The organism is Kitasatospora sp. NPDC052896, from assembly GCF_044547075.1.
In the GTDB taxonomy this organism is placed as follows: Bacteria; Actinomycetota; Actinomycetes; order Streptomycetales; family Streptomycetaceae; genus Kitasatospora.
The window spans coordinates 425,010-442,121 of record NZ_JBITZU010000001.1; the positions used below are offsets into that span (position 1 = coordinate 425,010).

Annotated in this window: 13 protein-coding genes; 2 read left to right on the top strand and 11 right to left on the bottom strand. The window is 74.8% G+C overall.

What is annotated here, in order from left to right; genetic code table 11:
* Window positions 1-104: 104 nt before the first annotated feature.
* From ACIGXM_RS01990 to ACIGXM_RS02015, 6 genes are all read right to left on the bottom strand, one after another.
* Window positions 105-1,532 (bottom strand): family 2B encapsulin nanocompartment shell protein, encoded by a 1,428-nt coding sequence (locus ACIGXM_RS01990; protein WP_396555816.1) that lies wholly within the window; start codon window positions 1,530-1,532, stop codon window positions 105-107.
* A 221-nt stretch (window positions 1,533-1,753) separates the two neighbouring features.
* The gene (locus tag ACIGXM_RS01995; RefSeq protein WP_396555817.1) at window positions 1,754-2,320 is read right to left on the bottom strand and encodes a methylated-DNA--[protein]-cysteine S-methyltransferase; all 567 of its coding nucleotides are present in this window, start codon (window positions 2,318-2,320) and stop codon (window positions 1,754-1,756) included.
* 116 nt (window positions 2,321-2,436) lie between these two features.
* Window positions 2,437-4,218 carry a beta-galactosidase family protein gene (locus ACIGXM_RS02000; RefSeq protein ID WP_396555819.1) on the bottom strand — a complete coding sequence of 594 codons (1,782 nt, stop codon included), beginning with the start codon at window positions 4,216-4,218 and terminating at the stop codon, window positions 2,437-2,439.
* Window positions 4,219-4,426: 208 nt separating this feature from the next.
* Window positions 4,427-6,187, bottom strand: coding sequence for an ABC transporter ATP-binding protein (locus ACIGXM_RS02005; protein ID WP_396555821.1), 1,761 nt, complete (start codon window positions 6,185-6,187; stop codon window positions 4,427-4,429).
* A complete protein-coding gene (locus ACIGXM_RS02010) occupies window positions 6,184-7,899 on the bottom strand; it encodes an ABC transporter transmembrane domain-containing protein (protein ID WP_396555823.1) in 1,716 nt (571 codons plus the stop codon). The genes ACIGXM_RS02005 and ACIGXM_RS02010 overlap by 4 nt, the downstream gene beginning before the upstream one ends.
* A 387-nt stretch (window positions 7,900-8,286) precedes the next feature.
* Window positions 8,287-10,233, bottom strand: a complete 1,947-nt coding sequence (locus tag ACIGXM_RS02015; protein WP_396555825.1) for an ATP-binding cassette domain-containing protein — start codon at window positions 10,231-10,233, stop codon at window positions 8,287-8,289.
* Window positions 10,234-10,716: 483 nt separating this feature from the next.
* On the opposite strand from ACIGXM_RS02015, the gene ACIGXM_RS02020 reads away from it, so the two are divergent.
* Both ACIGXM_RS02020 and ACIGXM_RS02025 read left to right on the top strand, forming a co-directional pair.
* On the top strand, window positions 10,717-11,568 hold the full coding sequence (locus tag ACIGXM_RS02020; RefSeq protein ID WP_396555827.1) for a polysaccharide deacetylase family protein: 852 nt from the start codon (window positions 10,717-10,719) through the stop codon (window positions 11,566-11,568).
* 27 nt (window positions 11,569-11,595) lie between these two features.
* Window positions 11,596-12,318 carry a maleylpyruvate isomerase family mycothiol-dependent enzyme gene (locus ACIGXM_RS02025; protein WP_396555829.1) on the top strand — a complete coding sequence of 241 codons (723 nt, stop codon included), beginning with the start codon at window positions 11,596-11,598 and terminating at the stop codon, window positions 12,316-12,318.
* A gap of 51 nt (window positions 12,319-12,369) precedes the next feature.
* Here the strand turns inward: ACIGXM_RS02025 and ACIGXM_RS02030 are convergent, their stop codons facing one another.
* Genes ACIGXM_RS02030 through ACIGXM_RS02050 form a run of 5 tightly spaced genes read right to left on the bottom strand, consistent with a single transcriptional unit; the run spans window position 12,370 to window position 17,110 of the window.
* Window positions 12,370-13,728, bottom strand: coding sequence for an aminotransferase class I/II-fold pyridoxal phosphate-dependent enzyme (locus ACIGXM_RS02030; RefSeq protein WP_396555831.1), 1,359 nt, complete (start codon window positions 13,726-13,728; stop codon window positions 12,370-12,372).
* Window positions 13,729-13,764: 36 nt separating this feature from the next.
* Window positions 13,765-14,706: a hypothetical protein gene (locus tag ACIGXM_RS02035; RefSeq protein ID WP_396555833.1), complete on the bottom strand. Its 942-nt coding sequence runs from the start codon at window positions 14,704-14,706 to the stop codon at window positions 13,765-13,767.
* A 27-nt stretch (window positions 14,707-14,733) separates the two neighbouring features.
* On the bottom strand, window positions 14,734-15,438 hold the full coding sequence (locus ACIGXM_RS02040) for a 4'-phosphopantetheinyl transferase family protein (protein WP_396555835.1): 705 nt from the start codon (window positions 15,436-15,438) through the stop codon (window positions 14,734-14,736).
* Window positions 15,435-16,499, bottom strand: a complete 1,065-nt coding sequence (locus ACIGXM_RS02045; RefSeq protein ID WP_396555837.1) for a C45 family autoproteolytic acyltransferase/hydolase — start codon at window positions 16,497-16,499, stop codon at window positions 15,435-15,437. Before ACIGXM_RS02045 ends, ACIGXM_RS02040 begins: the two co-directional genes overlap by 4 nt.
* The gene (locus ACIGXM_RS02050) at window positions 16,496-17,110 is read right to left on the bottom strand and encodes a GNAT family N-acetyltransferase (protein WP_396555839.1); all 615 of its coding nucleotides are present in this window, start codon (window positions 17,108-17,110) and stop codon (window positions 16,496-16,498) included. Before ACIGXM_RS02050 ends, ACIGXM_RS02045 begins: the two co-directional genes overlap by 4 nt.
* Between the last annotated feature and the right edge of the window lie 2 nt (window positions 17,111-17,112).

Consider the following 17,112-nt stretch of genomic DNA (forward strand, 5'->3'; position numbering starts at 1 on the left):
GATCCCGGCCCGCCGCACGACCTCCGGAGTCGGAGCCACGCGCACCCGGCCATTCCGTGGCGGTCGGCGCGGAAATGAATCCGCGCCGACCAGCGGAGAAACAATCAGCCTCGGGAGCGGGCGATTTCGACGTTCTCCAGCACGCCGATGGCGTCCGGCACCAGAATGGCCGCGGAATAGTAGGCACTGACCAGGTAGGAGATGATGGCCTTCTCGTTGATGCCCATGAAACGCACCGAGAGACTGGGCTGGTACTCGTCCGGGATGCCGGTCTGGTGCAGCCCGATCACCCCCTGGTTGTCCTCACCCGTACGCATCGCGATGATCGAGGTGGTGTGGCCGTCCACGATCGGGATCTTGTTGCAGGGGAAGATCGGGACCCCGCGCCAGGCCGGGATGCGGTGACCCTGCACCTCGACGGTGTCGGGGTAGAGGCCGCGCTCGTTGCACTCCCGACCGAAGGCGGCGATCGCCCGCGGGTGGGCCAGGAAGAGCTTGGTGCCCCGCCGGCGGGTCAGCAGCTCGTCCATGTCGTCCGGGGTGGGCGGGCCGGAGTGGGTCTGGATCCGCTGCTCGTACTCGGCGTTCTGCAGCAGGCCGAACTCCGGGTTGTTGATCAGCTCGTATTCCTGCCGCTCGCGCAGCGCCTCGATGGTGAGTCGGAGCTGCTGCTCGATCTGGTTCATCGGCTTGTTGTAGAGGTCGGCGACCCGGGTGTGCACCTGGAGCACGGTCTGGGCGACGCTCAGCTCGTACTCGCGGGGGGCCAGCTCGTAGTCGACGAAGGTGCCGGGCAGCTCGTACTCGCCCTCGTGGCCGGCGGACATCTCGATCTCGGCCTCGCCGTGACGATTCTGCAGCTGCTGCGAGTCCGAGAGGTACTGCAGGATCTGCGCCCGGAGCGCCTCCGAGCGGTCCGCGAGCTCCTGGAAGGCGGGCCAGGGCAACGCCATCACCACACCGGAGGTGGCGGCCTTGACGCCGTAGCTCCACACGCCGTCGGCCTCGGTCAGGGCCTCGTCGCCGAGGTGGTCACCGTCGGCCAGGACGCCGATCACCGCCCGGTCGCCGTACTTGCCGACGCCGATCTTGTTGACCTTGCCGTGCGCGATCAGCAGGACCTCGTTGATCGGCTGGCCCTCCTCGACCAGCACCTCGCCGGCCCGGAAGTCGCGCTGGACGAAGCGCGCGGCCAGCTGCTCCAGCAGCGCGCCGTCCTCGAGGCCGCGCAGCACCGGGACCTCGCACAGGCTCGGCGGGACCACCCGGACCTCGGCACCGGTCTTCACGAAGCTCACCCGCCCGCGCCCGACCGCGTACGTCAGGCGCCGGTTGACCCGGTAGGTGCCACCCGCCACCTGGGTCCAGGGCAGCATACGAAGCAGCCACCGCGAGCTGATGCCCTGCATCTGGGGCTCGGACTTGGTGGTCGTCGCCAGGTTCTTCGCAGCGGCCGTGCCGAGGCTCAGCTGCTGGCTCTGCTGCGGCTGACTTCCCGGCCCGGGAATCCCCACATTGGTCTCAGTCGTCATGGCTGGCCTCTCCCCCACATGGTGTATTCCGGCTGGTGTCTTCAGAGTGCGGCCGGAGGTACGGGTGGGGCAATCACTCGGATGGGTGATTGAAGCCCTGGGATAATTAGTATGAATGAACCCTATGCGCGACCTGCGCGCGATTTCCGTCGAATCGTGACCGGGAATGAAAATACACTGTCCGATGATCCGCCGGTGTTCGAATAAGTCGAGGACCGGTCTCAGGCCGGGCCGTCCCAGTCCAGGGTCGGCGGCAGCCATCCCTCCAGGGTGAGCAGCCAGCGCTTGACGTCCAGCCCGACCCGGCCCGACCCGAAGCCGCCCAGCCCCGCCACCGCCACCACCCGGTGGCAGGGCACCAGCACCGGTAGCGGGTTGGCGCCCATCATCTGCCCGACCGCCCGGGCCGCCAGCCCCGGGCCCTCCTCGGCCTGCTCGAACACCCCGCTGCGCTCGGCCAGCCGGCCGTACGCGATGGTCTCGCCGTACGGGACCGTCCGGTACAGCGTCTCCAGCACCACCCGGTGCGGCCCGCTCGTCAGCCGCCAGTCCAACGGCAGCTCCAGGGCCCGCCGCCGCCCGGCGAAGTACTCCGCGAACCGCCCGGTCACCAGCGCCCGGCGCCGCTCGTCCGAGCACGGCGGCCCGTCGGCCGGCGAGGGCAGCCCGCCGGCCGCGCCCGGGGTGAAGAGCGACACGGCCACCCCGAGATCGGTCACCCCGACCGCCATCGGACCGCTGGGCAGCGGGGTCGGCACGGTGATCCAGCTGATCGGTGAGCCCGTCATGGCACCCAGGGTAGGCGCCCGCACCGACAGGCCGGCCGGGTTCGGTCGGGTCCTGCTGAGTTCGGTCGGGTTCGGTCAGGTTCGGCCGGGTCCGGCCGGTCAGCCGCTCCGGGCCCTCAGTCGGTCCACCCGCCCAGCCGGTCCAGTACCGGCTCGGTCACCAGCCGCAGCCCGTCCCCGGACGGCCCGTGCAGCTCCAGCAGGACCAGCTCGTTGACGCCCGGCCGCAGCAGCGGGCCCGGCAGGTAGAGGGTCTGCTGGGGACCGATGTCCCAGAACCGGCCGAGCAGGAAGCCGTTCACCCAGCACAGCCCCTTGCCGTGCCCCTCGGTGAGCACGAAGCCGTCCAGCGGCCGCTCGACCTCCAGCTCCGCCCGGCGGAACACCGGCCGCCCGGGCAGCGCGCCCGACCCACCGGGCTCGCCGGGGAAGTCGAGCACCCCGGGGTCGTCCAGCGGCAGCGGGTACATCTCCCAGTCCAGCAGCAGCTGTTGGCCGAGCCGCACACCCCCCGCGATGCCCTTGCGCTCGAGCGATGCCGGACCGTAGTTGACCCGGCCGAGGTTCTCCACCAGCAGGTCGAGCCGGGCCCCATCGGCCGGCACCGCCAGCTCGCAGCCCCGCTCGGGCGCGGTCCGGTCCAGCACGCCCACCGGCCTGCCGTCCAGGAAGACCTGGGCCCGGTCGCCGAGCCCGTCCACCGCCAGCGCGGCCGCCTCCCGCGGGCCGCTCACCCTGGTCCGGTAGAGCACGAAGCCGTACGCCTGGTCCAGCTCCTCCATCGCCAGCGGCGCCGCCGAGCGGACCGGCTCGGCCGGCACCGCGGCCGACTCCAGCAGCGGCAGCGGCGCGGAGAGCGGCAGCACCCGGGAGGGCAGCGGCTCGGCCGGCTCCAGGGCGGGGGCCGGCGGCAGCTCGGTGTACTTGCCGAGCACCTCCCGGAACGCCCAGAACTTGGCGGTGGGGCGGCCGGACTCGCTGATCGCCGCGTCGTAGTCGTAGCTGGTGACGGTCGGCCGCAGCCGGCCGTCCTCCAGGTTGGCGCCGTTCAGCAGGCCGAAGTTGGTGCCGCCGTGCGCCATGTAGAGGTTGACCGAGGCGCCGGCCGCGAGCATCTCGTCCAGCACCCGCGCCGCGTCCTCGGCGTCCCGGGTGTGGTGCGGGGCGCCCCACTGGTCGAACCAGCCGTTCCAGAACTCCATGCAGACCGGCGGTCCGTCCGGGGCGTAGCGGCGCTGCACCTCGAAGGCCTCGGCCGGCCGGCCGCCGAAGTTGACGGTGGGCAGCACCCCGGGCAGCGTGCCGCCCTGCAGCGACGGATCGTCCGGACCGTCCGAGGTGAAGAGCAGGCAGTCCGCGCCGCGCCGGCGCAGGCCCTCGGCCAGGTGGCGCAGGTACCTCGCGTCGTTGCCGTAGCTGCCGTACTCGTTCTCCACCTGGAGGGCCAGCACCGGGCCGCCCCGCTCCACCAGCAGCGGCAGCAGCCGGGGCAGCAACTCGTCGAACCAGCTGTCCACCGCGGCCAGGAAGCCCGGGTGGGCGCAGCGCAGCCGGATCGCCGGGTCCTTGAGCAGCCAGGCCGGCAGCCCGCCGAACTCCCACTCCGCGCAGATGTACGGGCCGGGCCGGACCAGCACCTTGAGCCCCAGCCCGGCGGCCGCCTCGACGAACCGGAGCAGGTCCAGCCGGCCGCCGAACTCGTACTCGCCGGGGCGCGGTTCGTGCAGGTTCCACGGCACGTACGTCTCGACGGTGTTCAGCCCCATCGCGCGCAGCAGGCCGAGCCGGTGCTCCCACTGCTCGGGGACCACCCGGAAGTAGTGCAGGGCTCCGGAGAGGATCCGGAACGGCTGTCCGTGCAGGGTGAATCCGTCCCGGTCGTGGGCGAGGCTGGGCATCGGCAGCAGGCTCCTCGGATCGTGCCGACCGGTCGGCGGGGTCGGCGGACTCGGCGGCCCGGCCCTCGGCGGGTCCGGCCCTGGCACGACTCTGGCACAGCGGGCCCACCCGGCGGGCGCGGCTCGACGGCCGCCGGCGGGTGGGCCCCGTCACCCCGGCCTCGTCACCCCGGCCGGGTCGGCCCGGCCGGAGGCGCGCCGGCCCGGGTCACGCCGGTTCGGGGCCCGACCAGGCCGCCCAGAGGCCGGCGTAGACCCCGCCCCGGCGCACCAGCTCGTCGTGCGGGCCGAGTTCGATGATCCGGCCGTCGTGCATCACCGCGATCCGGTCGGCGTCCCGAGCGGTGTGCAGCCGGTGTGCGATGGCCACCACGGTCCGGCCGGCCAGCACCGCGGCCAGCGAGCGTTCCAGCAGGCGCGCCGAGCGCGGGTCGATCAGCGAGGTCGCCTCGTCCAGGACCAGCACCTGCGGGTCGGCCAGCACCAGCCGGGCGAGCGCCAGTTGCTGCGCCTGGGCGGGGGTCGGCGGGTACCCGCCGGAGCCCACCGCCGCGTCCAGCCCGAGGTCGGCGGCCCAGTCCCAGGCGTCCACCGTGCGCAGCGCCCGCTCGATCGCGGGGTCGGTGGCGTCCGGCCGGGCGAGCCGCAGGTTGTCCCGCAGGGTGCCGCGGAAGACGTGGTGCTCCTGGGTCACCAGGGCCACCCGGCGGCGCAGTTCGCCCAGTGGCAGCGAGGCCAGCGGCACCCCGCCGATCGCGACCTGGCCCGTGCCCGGGGTGTGGATGCCGGCCAGCAGCCTGCCGAGCGTCGACTTGCCGGCCCCCGAGGCGCCCACCACGGCCAGCCGCTCGCCCGGCCGGACCTCCAGGTCCACCCCGTGCAGCACGTTCTGCCCGGGCCGGTAGCCGTAGCTGACGCCGGAGACCGTGATGCCGGAGTGCCGCGGGCGCCGCGCCGGGCCGGGAGCCGGCCGCTCGTCCCGGCCGGCCACGCCCAGCAGCCGGGCCAGCGAGGCACCGCCGCTCTGCAACGAGTCCAGCTGGGCGATCAGCAGGTCGACCGGCGCGATGGTCTGCTGCGCGTAGAGCGTGGCGGCGGTCACCGCACCCAGCGAGGCCAGCCCGTGCAGGTAGTACAGACCGCCGATGACCAGGGTGGCCACCACCGGCAGCAGGAACCCGATGTCGGCGATCGGCAGGAGCACCGTGCGCAGCCGCTGGGTGTGGCGTTCCGCCGCGTACGAGCCGGCGCTGTCCCGCTCGGCGCGGGCCAGCCGGCGGTGCGCGATCCGCAGCGCGTCCACCGTGCGCGCGCCCTCGACCGTCTCGGCCAGCCCCGCGGTCAGTTCGGCGTACGAGGCGCCGGCGGCCAGGTAGCCGTCCCGGGCCCGGGCCAGGTACCAGCGGGTGGCGGCCCACAGCAGCGGCACCGCGACCACGCAGGGCAGCGCCAGCAGTGGGCCGAGCAGCACCACCGCGCCGAGCGTGAGCAGCACGGTGGTGCTCGAGATCAGCACGTCCGGCACGGCCGTCCGGACCACGCCGGAGAGCGCCTCGACGTCCCGGGTACTGCGGGTCACCAGGTCGCCGGTGCCGGCTCGTTCGACCGTCGCCAGCGGCAGGGCGAGCACCTCGCGGACGAAGTCCTCGCGCAGCTCGGCCAGCACCTGCTCGCCGAGCCGGGCCGAGGCGTGGACCGCGCAGCGCACCAGCGCGGCCTGCAGGACGAGGAAGGCGCAGATCAGCAGCGCGGTCGGGGCGGCCCGGTCGATGCCGCGCCCGGTCTCCTCGACCAGGTCGCCGAGCAGCCGGGGGGCCACCAGCCCGCAGGCCGCGCCGAGCCCGTGCAGGGCCAGCGCTCCGGCCAGTCGACGGGGGTGGCGCAGGGCCAGCCGCCGGGCGTAGCGGCGCACCTCGCGCACGCTGGCGACGGGCAGGACGGTGGCGGTCGGTACGGTGGCGGCGGTCATGGCTGATCGACTCCCCTCGTGACGACGGACCGGTAGCGCTGGTCCGCGAGCAGTTCGACGTGCGTCCCCTCGGCGAGCACCTTGGTGTCGGCGACGAAGAGCACCCGGTCGGCCCGGTCCAGCAGGAGCGGGCTGGTGGTGAACGCGACGGTGGTCCGGCCGGCCCGGTCGGCGGCCAGCCGCCGGGCGATCCGCGCCTCGGTGTGCGCGTCCACCGCGCTGGTCGGCTCGACCAGCACCAGCACCTCGGGGTCGGCCATCAACGCCCGGGCCAGCCGCAGCCGTTGCTGCTGGCCGCCGGAGAACTCCCGACCGGAGTCGGCCACCACGCCGTCCAGGCCGTCGGGCAGCGCGGCCACGATGTCGTGGGCGGCGGCGGTGCCGAGGGCCGCGGTCAGCAGCCGGTCGCCCGGGGCGCCGCGGTCGGCGGGGTCGAGTTCGGTGCGCAGCGGGCCGCTGAAGAGCAGCGCGTCGTTGCGCAGCACCAGGATCCGGCGGCGCACCTCGTCCAGCGGCAGTTCGTCCAGCCGGACGCCGGCGCAGCGGGCGGCGGAGTCGGTGTAGCGCCCCAGCCGGTCGGCCAGCAGCAGGGCGTCGCCGGGCGCGGCACAGGCGATCGCGGTGAACCGGCCGGCCGGGAGCAGCAGTCCGGCCCCGGGTTCCTCCAACGCGGCGGCACCGAGCGGCGGTTCCGCCGTCGCGGTGGCCGGCGAGGTCAACCCCGGTGTCAGCGTGAGCAGTCCGACCACCCGGGCGGCGGCCACCCGGGCCCGCGCCGTCAGGTCGGCCAGCTGGGTCAGCCGGCGCAACTGCGGTGCCAGGAAGACCGCGTAGCCGTAGAAGGCGACCAACTGACCCGCGGTCAACCGTCCGGCCAGCACGTCCCGGGCGCCGAGCCAGACCACCAGGGCCACCAGGAGCCCCGGCAGCAGCACCTTGGCCGCATCCAACAGGGCTTCCACCCGGGCGAGTTGGACACCGGCCCGACGGACCCGCTGGGACTCGGCGCGATACCCGGCCAGGAACAGTTCCTCGCCGCCGATCCCGCGCAGCACCCGCAGGCCGGCCGCGATGTCCACCGCGAGGCCCGTCAGCTCACCCTGCCGCGTGCGCAGTCGCTCCTGCCGGCGGTGCAGTGGCCGGAGCAGCCGGGCGATCGTCCAGGCCAGCAGCGGCACCCCGAGCAGCACGAGCAGGCCCAGCTCCGGTGACTCGTCGAGCATGACGACGGCCACCACGGCCGAGGAGACGGCCGCGCCGACCCCGCGCGGCAGCACCTCCAGCCCCCGGCCGAGCGTGGTGAGGTCGGCGACACCCACACTGATCACCTCACCGGCCGGGACCAGCACCGACAACGCGTCGCCCAGCGAGCTCACCTGACGCGTCACCAGGGACACCGTCGAGTACGTCGCGCCGAGCCGGGCCGCCCGCGCGCACCGGTCGCGCAGGATGCCGAAGGCCGCCTGACCGAGCCCGAGCAGCAGCAGGGCGCCACCCCAGAGCAGCAGCGCGGACTGGTCCCGGGCCGCGATCCCGGCGTCGATGGCGCGGCCGAGCACGGTGGGCATCATCGCCTCCGCCAGCAGGCAGGCCACCCCGAGCAGTACGGCCCAGGTCAGTTGGACCCGGAAGCGCCGGGCCAGCCCGCGCAGGAAGTGCCCGGGCGAGCGGCGGTCGGCAACCGGCTCCGGTTCGCCCGGGTCGTACCTCATCGCCGCGCCCAGTCCCCAGGACCGCTCCACCGCCACCACACCCTTCCGATCGTCAGACCGTTGCTCCGAACGGGTCATGCGTATACGGACGGACTGGCCATGGGCAGCCCGGTCCGCCGGACGGGCCGGGCACACCCCCCGGCCGACCGGTGTCGCGCGGGCCCGCCGTGCGGGAGGGGCCCGCCGTGCAGGAATCCGCGCGGTCGTCAGGGCATGCCGAAGGCGCGGGCCCGGCAGACGACCGAGGGGCCTTCGCCCTCGCGCCGTCCCGAGTCCGCGGAACCGCCCTGCGCCCGGACGGTCTCACCGAGCGGCATCGCCGGTCAACCCCTTTTGCGGCCGTCCCCCGGTACGGCGGACTCGGTCGCCGCACCGGGGGACGATCCGTCAGTCCCGGTCGTCGCGCTGGCCGGGAACCGGCCGGCGGTCCTGCGACAGCTGCCACAGCTCGCGGAACAGTCCCGGCTGCCGGGTGAGTTCGTCGAACCGGCCGAGCTGGGTGATCTCCCCGCGCTCCAGCACCACGATCCGGTCGGCGACCACCGTGTTGGCCAGGTTGTGGGTGACCAGCACCACCGCCCGGTCCGCCGCCAACCGCCGCAGCCCGCCGAAGATCCGGTGCTCGGCACGCGGATCGAGGTCGCTGGTCGGCTCGTCCAGCACCAGCAGCCCGCCGCTGCGGAAGAACGCCCGGGCCACCGCGATCCGCTGCCACTGCCCGCCGGAGAGCGCCACTCCGCCCCACCACTCGCGGGCCAGCAGGGTGTCCAGGCCGGAGCGGAGTCGGTCGATCACCTCGTGTGCGCCGGAGGCCCGCGCGGCGGCCAGCACGTCCCGGTCGCCGCCGGCGGTCGGCTGACCGAGCCGGATGTTCTCGCGCGCGGTGTCCGGCCACTCGGCGAACTTCTGCGGAACCACCGCGGTGTGCCGCCAGACCTCGTGCGGGTCCAGCTCCCGGATGTCCACCCCGTCCCACCGCACGCTGCCCTCGGTGGCCAGGTTGAGGCCGCAGAGCAGCCGCATCAGGGTGCTCTTCCCCGCGCCGTTCTCCCCCACCACGGCGACGATCTCACCGCGCCGCACGGTCAGCGAGACCCGGTTCAGGATCGGCCGGTCGGTGCCCGGGTAGGCGAAGCTGACGTCCCGCAGCTCGACCACCTCCGGCGGCCCGGGCCGGCGCGTGCCACGGGCCAGCCGCTGCCCGGCCGCCTCGTCCACGAAGCTCGACCAGTCGTCCAGGTAGAGGCCGGTCCGGTAGAGGTCGGTCCCGTAGCCGGTGATGCCCTGCACCGCCTGGGCCGCCGCGGTCACCGCGATCACGGCGGTCCCGGCCGAGGCCACCGAGAGCCGGCCGCCGGCGAGCAGCAGCCCGAGCGCCAGCCAGAGCAGCCCGGCGGCCGCGCCGGCCAGCGCCGCGCCGAGCAGCGAGACCCGGGCCGCCTCCCAGACCGCGCGGTCGCTGGTCCGGTCGATCCGGTCGCCGGCGGCCCGGTAGCGACCCAGCAGGTAGCCGGCCACGGTGTCCGAGCGGACCTGGTCCGCCACTTGCTTGTCCATCAGGTACCAGCGCAGCATCGACAGCAGCCGGCGGTCCTGGTGGGTGCGCAGCATCGCCAGGTAGCCGATCCGGGCCGCCCGCACCGAGGCCAACGCCCGCGGCACGGCGCCGAACAGGAGCAGCGGCAGCAGCAACGGGTGCAGCAGGGTGAGCACCGAGGCCGCCGCGACCAGCGAGAGCGTGGCGGCGATCAGGTTCTGGGTCTGCGGCAGCAGGTCGCGGGCGACCTCCGCGCCGCGGTCGGCGGCGTCCCAACGGTCGTTGAAGCCAGGGTGGTCGTAGGCGGCCAGCTCGGCGTTGGTGCCCGCGTCCAGCAGCATCAGCTCGGCCTGCCGGCTGATCTTCGGGCCGATCCGCTGGGCCAGGCTGCCGACCGCGATCGACAGCACCGCCCGGACGCCGGCCGCCACCGCCAACAGCACCAGCGAGGGCGCCGCCTGGTGCAGCCGGGCGGCGATGTGGCCGGCGGCGACCAGGGCGGCCAGCGTCCGGGTGGTGGCCAGCAGACCGAACGCGCCCAGCGCGCCGGCGAGGAGCTGGCAGCCGAGCAGCACCAGCAGCGAGGTCCGGTCCACCTGCCAGCCCAGGGCCAGTGCCCGGCGGACCAGTTGGGGCAGCCGGCGGAGCATCGCGGTGGTGGTCATGGCGGCCACCCTGGTGGCCCGGTGGTCGCCGGGGGCCTGGAAGCGCAGCTCCTCACCGGGGCCGGGCGGTTCGGCACCGGGCGGCTGGGCACCGTCCTCCGGTTCGGCGGTCGGGGAGAGCATCGATGGCATGGTCGGCTCCTGGCGGACAGGCGTGCCCACCCCGGGTGGGTGGCGGGCGCGCGGGAGGGAGGCGGTGGCAGTGACCGCGGCCGGTCGGACCGGCGCGGCACCGATCCTGGCAGCGGCTCCGCGGACCCCTCGGCGTGTCGGAGCCGACCTCACTCGTTCGTGCCAATCACTGTGTCGCACCGGCGAGTTGGCAGACAGCGAGGACCGCTTCGGGGTCGTCCGCGCGGGTCGTCCGACCCGCGCGGCGGTACCGGGCGCGCTCATGTGCGCCCGGCGCACCACCGGGCCCCCACCCACCCCACGCACTCCCTCCCTGGCTCCCCTATTCTCATGCGAACACCGACTCGAATCTCCGCAACCGGCGGAGGGCTCCGCCGCGTCGATGAGAACGGACTGCACCGGCCGCCCGCCACACCCCGGCGGCCGTCGGTCGGGCAGGCCCGCGACGGATCGGTCAGCACACGTACAACTGAGGGGGCTCACATGGCAGAGCGACGGACGGGCCGGACGGACGAGTGGGCGGACGAGCGCGACCAGGGCGTCTCCCGGCGGCGCCTGCTCCGCTGGGGCAGCCTCGGCGCGGCCTCCCTCGGGACCGCCGCACTGGCCGCCTGCTCCGGTCCGTCGCACGCCACCCCCAACAGCGCGTCCGACTCCTTCTCCTCCGGCGCCACGGCCGAACCGTCGATATCCCCGCTGCCCGGCGGGGCCTCGGCGTCACCGGCCACGCTGCGCAGCAAGCCCATCTTCAAGGTGCACGACCTCTTCCCGAACGCGCCCGCCGACACCGTCGCGCTCACCATCGACGACGGGCCCAACCCGACCTACACCCCGCAGGTCCTGGCGCTGCTGAAGCAGTACGACATCCAGGCCACCTTCTCGGTGGTCGGCATCGAGGCGCACGCCCACCCGGACCTGATCAGGCGGATCGCCGCCGACGGCCACACCCTGTCCAACCACACCATGCACCACCCGCAGCCGCTCTCCCGCAAGACCGAGGCGCAGATCCGGCAGGAGATCGAGGACACCCAGTCCGTCATCGTCGACGCCGGCGCCCCGGCGCCCACCCTCTTCCGCTCCCCGGGCGGTGACTGGTCGTCGACCATCTTCTCGGTCGCCGCCCAGAACGGCCTGACCCCCATCGACTGGGACATCGACCCGCGCGACTGGGCGCGTCCGGGGACCGCGAAGATCACCGAGAAGCTGCTGGCCGCCAAGCCCGGCGACATCCTGCTCTGCCACGATGGTGGCGGCGACCGTTCGGAGACCATCGCCTCGCTGCGGACGGTGCTGCCGGCCCTCAAGGCGAAGGGCTACTCCTTCATCACCCTCTGACCCACCAGCCTCTGACCGGGAGTTCGCTTGACGCCGCCACCTGACGTCCCCGCCCTGCTCGCCCACGTCGCCCGCTCCGGCGACCGGCTCACCGCGGCTCTCGACCGGCTGACCGACCCGGACGTCCGGGCGCCCTCGACGCTGCCCGGCTGGACCCGCGGGCACGTCATCACCCACGTCGCCGGCGCCGTGGACGCGTACGTCTGGCTGCTCGGCCTGGCCCGCACCGGCGAGGCACCCGGGCCGCGGGGCGACGCGGCGTCGCTCGCCGAGGCCGTCGAGCGGGGTTCGGCGCGCTCCGCCGGCGAGCTGGCCGGCGACCTCCGCGGCCGGCTGGCCCGGCTGGCCGAGGAGGCCGCGGCGATGCCCCCGGCGGCGTGGGACACCCTGGTCCCGGCGCTGGCGGGCTGGCGGCACCCGGCGTGGTTCACCCTGCACCGCTGCTGGCGCGAGCTGGAGACCCACCACGTCGACCTGGACCTCGGCCGGCGGCCGGCCGACTGGCCGGACGCGTACGTGCGTTGGGCCCTCGACGACACGCTGGACGGCTTGCGGGCGCGCGGCTTCGCGGCCGGGTGGGTCGAGGCCACCGACCTGGGCCGCCGGTGGGAGCTCTCACCCGGCGGGCCCGGCGTGGCCGCGCCCGGGCACGCGCTCCTCGGCTGGCTCGCCGGCCGCGCGCCGGCGCCCGGCCCGGACCTGCCCGCCCCGCCGGCCTGGCCCCTTCCGCCGTACCCCGGCTGGTCCTGACCCCGACCGCGAGCGAACGGGCCGCCACCGCCCCGACCGTCGGAGCGGCGGTCAGGCCCGGCGGGTGAGGTCCGGCTGGGCGTGCAGGACCTCGGCGAGCGAGTCGGCGAGCGGCTGGATGTGCTCGCGCCGCAGGGTGGAGACGGTGAGCCGCAACCCCGGCGCGGACCGCAGCCGGAACCGGGCGCCCGGGGCGACGGCCCAGCCCCGGCCGAGCAGGGCGACGACGGCCGCCGCCTCGTCACCGACCGGGATCCACACGTGGACACCGCTGCGGCCGTGGGCCCGGACCCCGTGCTCGGACAGCGCGCGGAGCAGGGCGTCCCGACGGTCGCGGTAGGAGGCCGCCGTCCGGTCGACGGGCACCGCGCCGGTCGCCCAGAGGTGGCCGACGGCCCGCTGGAGCGCGTGGCTGACCCACCCCGCACCCAGCCGTTGCCGTCGCTGCACCCGGTCCAGGCTGGTCGGATCGCCGGTGAGCAGCGCCAGCCGCAGGTCCGGGCCGTACGCCTTGGCCACCGAGCGGACGACCGCCCAGTGGCGGGTGGTCGGCCGACCGCCGTTGACGCAGACCGGGTGGTAGGGCAGATCCACCAGGCCGTGGCCGTGGTCGTCGTCGATCAGCAGCACCTCGGGGTGCCGGGCCAGCACCGCGCTGAGCGCACCAGCCCGGTCGGCGCTCAGCGCGGCCCCGGTGGGGTTCTGCGCCCGGGAGGTGAGCACGAACGCGCGGGCGCCGGCGGCCAGGGCACGCGCCGCCTCCTCGGGGCGCGGACCTTCGTCGTCGATGCCCATCGGGATCGGGCGCAGCCCGAGGGCCGGCAGCAGGTCGAACAGGCTCGCCCAGCCCGGATCCTCGCAGGCGACGCCGTCCCCGGGTCTCAGGTGGGCGAACAGCAGCCGTTCGATCGCGTCGAGCGAGCCGGAGGTGACGGCCAGCGGCCCGGCCGGCACGCCGTCGGCGGTGAAGGCGTCGCGGGCGAGCGCCAGCAGGCGTTCGTCGCCGGTGCTCCCGCCGTACCGCACCGGCCGGCGGGTGTGCTCGGCCGCCGCGTGCGCGAAGGCCTCGGTCAGCGAGGGCAGCAGGGCCGGGTCGGGGTTGCCGTCGGAGAGGTCGTGCACGCCGGCCGGCACCTCCAGCGGCACCTGGCCCCAGGAGGTACCGGACGGCCGGGGCAGCACCCGGCTGCCCCGCCGGCCGGCCGTCTCGATCACACCGCGGTCCCGGAGCGTCCGGTAGGCGGCGGCGACGGTGTTGGCGTTGACGCCGAGGTCCACGGCCAGCTCGCGGAGCGGGGGCAGGGCCGTTCCCGGCGGTAACCGGCCGGCCTCCACCGCGCGTTCGACGTCGGCGGCGATCTCGACGGCACGCCGCCCACGGATCCGGTGCGGCTCGGGCAGCACGGGCACTCTCCAGGCTCGGCGGTCGGGGTCGGTTGGGGGCGGTCAGCCGCCGAGGAGTACCGGCGGCGGGGTCGGGAGGTCGGCCAGCGGCCGGTCCGGCTGCTCGGCGACCGCCGTGAGGACGGCGGTCCAGGCCGCCAGCAGCGCCGACAGCTCCTCCGCCGTCGCCAGGCCGGGCGACTCGACGTGCAGGCGGTGGCCGGCCGCCTGCGCGCGGACCGAGCACTGCACCCGCCCCGCCACCGGGTTCGACCAGGAGCGCAGTTGCCAGCCGGCGGGGAGCGCGGGTGGTGCCGTGCGGTCGAGGATGACCTCCGGCGCGCGGGCCGCCGGGTGGCGGGCGACGGGGGTGAGCAGGGCCTCGCGGACGCTCCCGGCCGGCGCGGGGGCCTGGAACGGACGGGTGGCGGGTGGGCCGATCTCGGCCCACGCCGTCGCCGGGACACCCCAGCCGTGGAGCAGGGACCGCCAGGCGAAGGCGGCCACTTCGGCGGGCGGCAGGCCGCTGGCCTCGGCGAGCGGGCGGACCGCCGCCGGGAGCCGAGCGGATCGCGAGCGGGACGGCTCCGGGGTGACGGACGGCGGATCGGTGAGGCTCGGATCGGTGAGGCTCGGATCGGTGAGGGTCGGATCGGTGAGGCTCGGATCGGTGAGGCTCGGATCGGTGAGAGTTGGGTCGGTCGGGTCGGTGGCGGCCGGGGTGGCCGTCGACTCCCTCCCCGACAGCAGTCGTTCGACGGATTCGGCGGCGTCCTGGGTGGCGGCCCGGCCGAGGCGCAGCTCAGGGCCGTCCCAGGAGTCGTGCACCAGGAGGGTGAACGGACCACCCCGCAGCAGCCAACCATCGCTGCTGGAAGTCCAGTCGGTGCCCGCGCCGAGCAGAACGCCCAGCCGGTGGCGGAGTTGGTGGCGGAGTTCTTCGGCACCCAGCCGCGGAACGATGGCGTGCAACTGGGCGCGGGCGGGACGGTGTCGTGGGATCAAGACGGAACCTCGGTCGAAGTGGTGCGGTCAGGTCGGCCAGCGCCGTAGTCGGACGCCCGGGTGGCAACCGCGGGAGACGAAGGAGGCCATCAGCCCCTGACCGGCGGTCGGGCCCTCCAGCAGGTCGGTGCGGGCCGACCACGGTTCGGCCCCGCTGCCGGCGATGCCCAGCAGGGCCGCCCGGCCCGCGGCGGGGAAGGTGAGTGTCACGTCGGGCGCGCCGGCGGCCAGACCACGCCCGGTCGCCTTGACCGCCGCCTCCAGCAACGTCCAGGCGGAGAAGAAGAGTTCGGGACCGGCGCGGTGGGCCCGGGGCGGCACCGCCGGGTAGACCGAAGCCAGCACGTGCCCGGCCGAGGGGATCACCCGGAGCCGTTCGAGGTCGACGCCGAGCGGCCCGTCCTCGGTGATCCCGAGCAGCAGCAGGTCCTCCGACCGGGACCAGCTCACCCGCACCCCGGGGTGGTCCGGCAGGTACGGCTTGCCACTCGCGGTGCGAGCCAGCCGGACCGCCGCCGGGGCCTCGCCGAGCCGGTCGGCGAGCAGGGCCCGCACGGCCAGCCGGGAGCGCAGGAAGAGCCGGGCGTCGCCCTCGTACCGGTAGCCGGCGGCCCGGCGGCGCTCGCCCTCGGTGAGGTCGCTGGCGTAGCGGGCCGGGCAGAGCGGCTCGACGTCGCTCGCCAGGTCCGCCAGCCAGGCCTCCACGCCGTACGCCGGCTGGACGCCCGTCACGTCGGGCGCAGGCTGAACACCTGCGTGCTCGACCGGGACGGGTCACCGGGCCGGACGTGCAGCTCCCCCCGGTCCGGGAGCATGACCACGGCGGCGACCGTGCGTTCACGGCGGATGTCGCCCTCGTCCGGGACGCAGATCGGCGGCTCGGACAGCAGCGCGAAGTGCTGCTCGGGGTCGGCCGCCGGGCCCAGCTCGGCCAGTCCGGCCTCGACGGCCTTCAGTCGGCGCACCGAGGAGTTCCGGGCGAAGACGTTCAGCTCGTCGCCCGGGGCGAGGTCGGGGTGCAGGAAGTGGTTGGTGTGCAGGGTCTCGACGGCCTCGGTCACCCGTAGCTCGTCGCCGAGGACCTCCACCCAGACGGCCTTCTCCCGGTCGCACAGGGTCAGCGAGCGCGAGCTGGCCAGCCGCATCCCGCGCAGCGCGGCGACCGCCTGGTCCACGCTGGACGTGCTGTCCAGCAGCTCGCGGATGGCCAGGTAAGGCGGCAGACCGGGCCGCCAGTCGCCGCCGAGCACCAGGTTCAGGCCGATCGCCAGACCGTCGCTGTTCAGGCCGAGGTAGCCGAGCAGCCCGGCGAAGCTCAGCACCAGCGACCGGCGCGAGCCACCGGTTCGGCTCACCTCCAGGACACTGATCTGGTCGTCCAGGTCGCTGTTGAGGTCGATGGTCTGGGCGAGCACCGGGTGGCCGGCGAACGGGCCGCCGGCCCGGGCGTAGGTGGTGCAGTCGCCCGCGGTCGGCACCTTCTGGTAGCCCATGATCTCCCGGCGCAGTTGCAGCAGCCAGGCCTCCGGCTCGCTGATCCCGGCGCCCTCGGCGAGGCCGCGCACCTCCTGGGCCAGGTCCGGCGCGGCCGCCGCGACCGCCGCCTGGTAGGCGGCGATCGTCGGCAGCAGCGCGGTCATCGACAGCGGCGTCGCCAGCACCCGGTTGAGCCGGGCGAGCGAGTCGTCGACGAAGGCCCGCAGTGGTGCGGCAAGAGCCCCGCCGTGCAGCCGGCCGGCGGTGAAGGGGTCACCGGCCACGCGGACCAAGGGGATGCTCCCGCCGCCGCTCATCCGACCGGCTCCGTGCGGGCGACCTTCGGCCGGGCGGCCAACTGGCCCTTCACCTCTGGCCATTCGGCGCGCAGCACGCTGTAGAAGACGGCGTCCCGACGGCGCCCGCCGGGCATCGGATTGAAACTGCGCAGCACACCCTCCTCACTGGCACCGATGTTCAACAGGCCCTTGCGAGCCTGCTTGTTCAGCACATCCGTCTTGAACTCGACGCGCTCGGCGTCGAGTTGCTCGAAGGCGTGCTCCAGCAGCAGGTACTTGGCCCAGCGGTTGATGCCTTGCCCCTGGAAGTCCAGCCCGAGCCAGGACCAGCCGATCTCCAACCGGCGGTCCGCCTCGGCCATGTTGCCGAAGCTCATGCTGCCGGCCGCCCGGCCCGACCGCTTGTCGGTGATGTGGAAGACCGCCCGCCGGCCCGCCTGGTGGTCCGCCAGGGTCGCGTCGAAGAAGGCCTCGTAGTCGGCCTCGTTCTCGATCCTGCTGACGAAGTAGCGCCAGATCGTCTCGTCGAGGGCGATCGCGCGCAGTGAGGAGCGGTCCTCGGCGGTGATCGGCCGCAGCCGGACGTGCTCGTTCTCCAGGACCGCCGCCGCCTTCTCTGCCCAGCTCATGC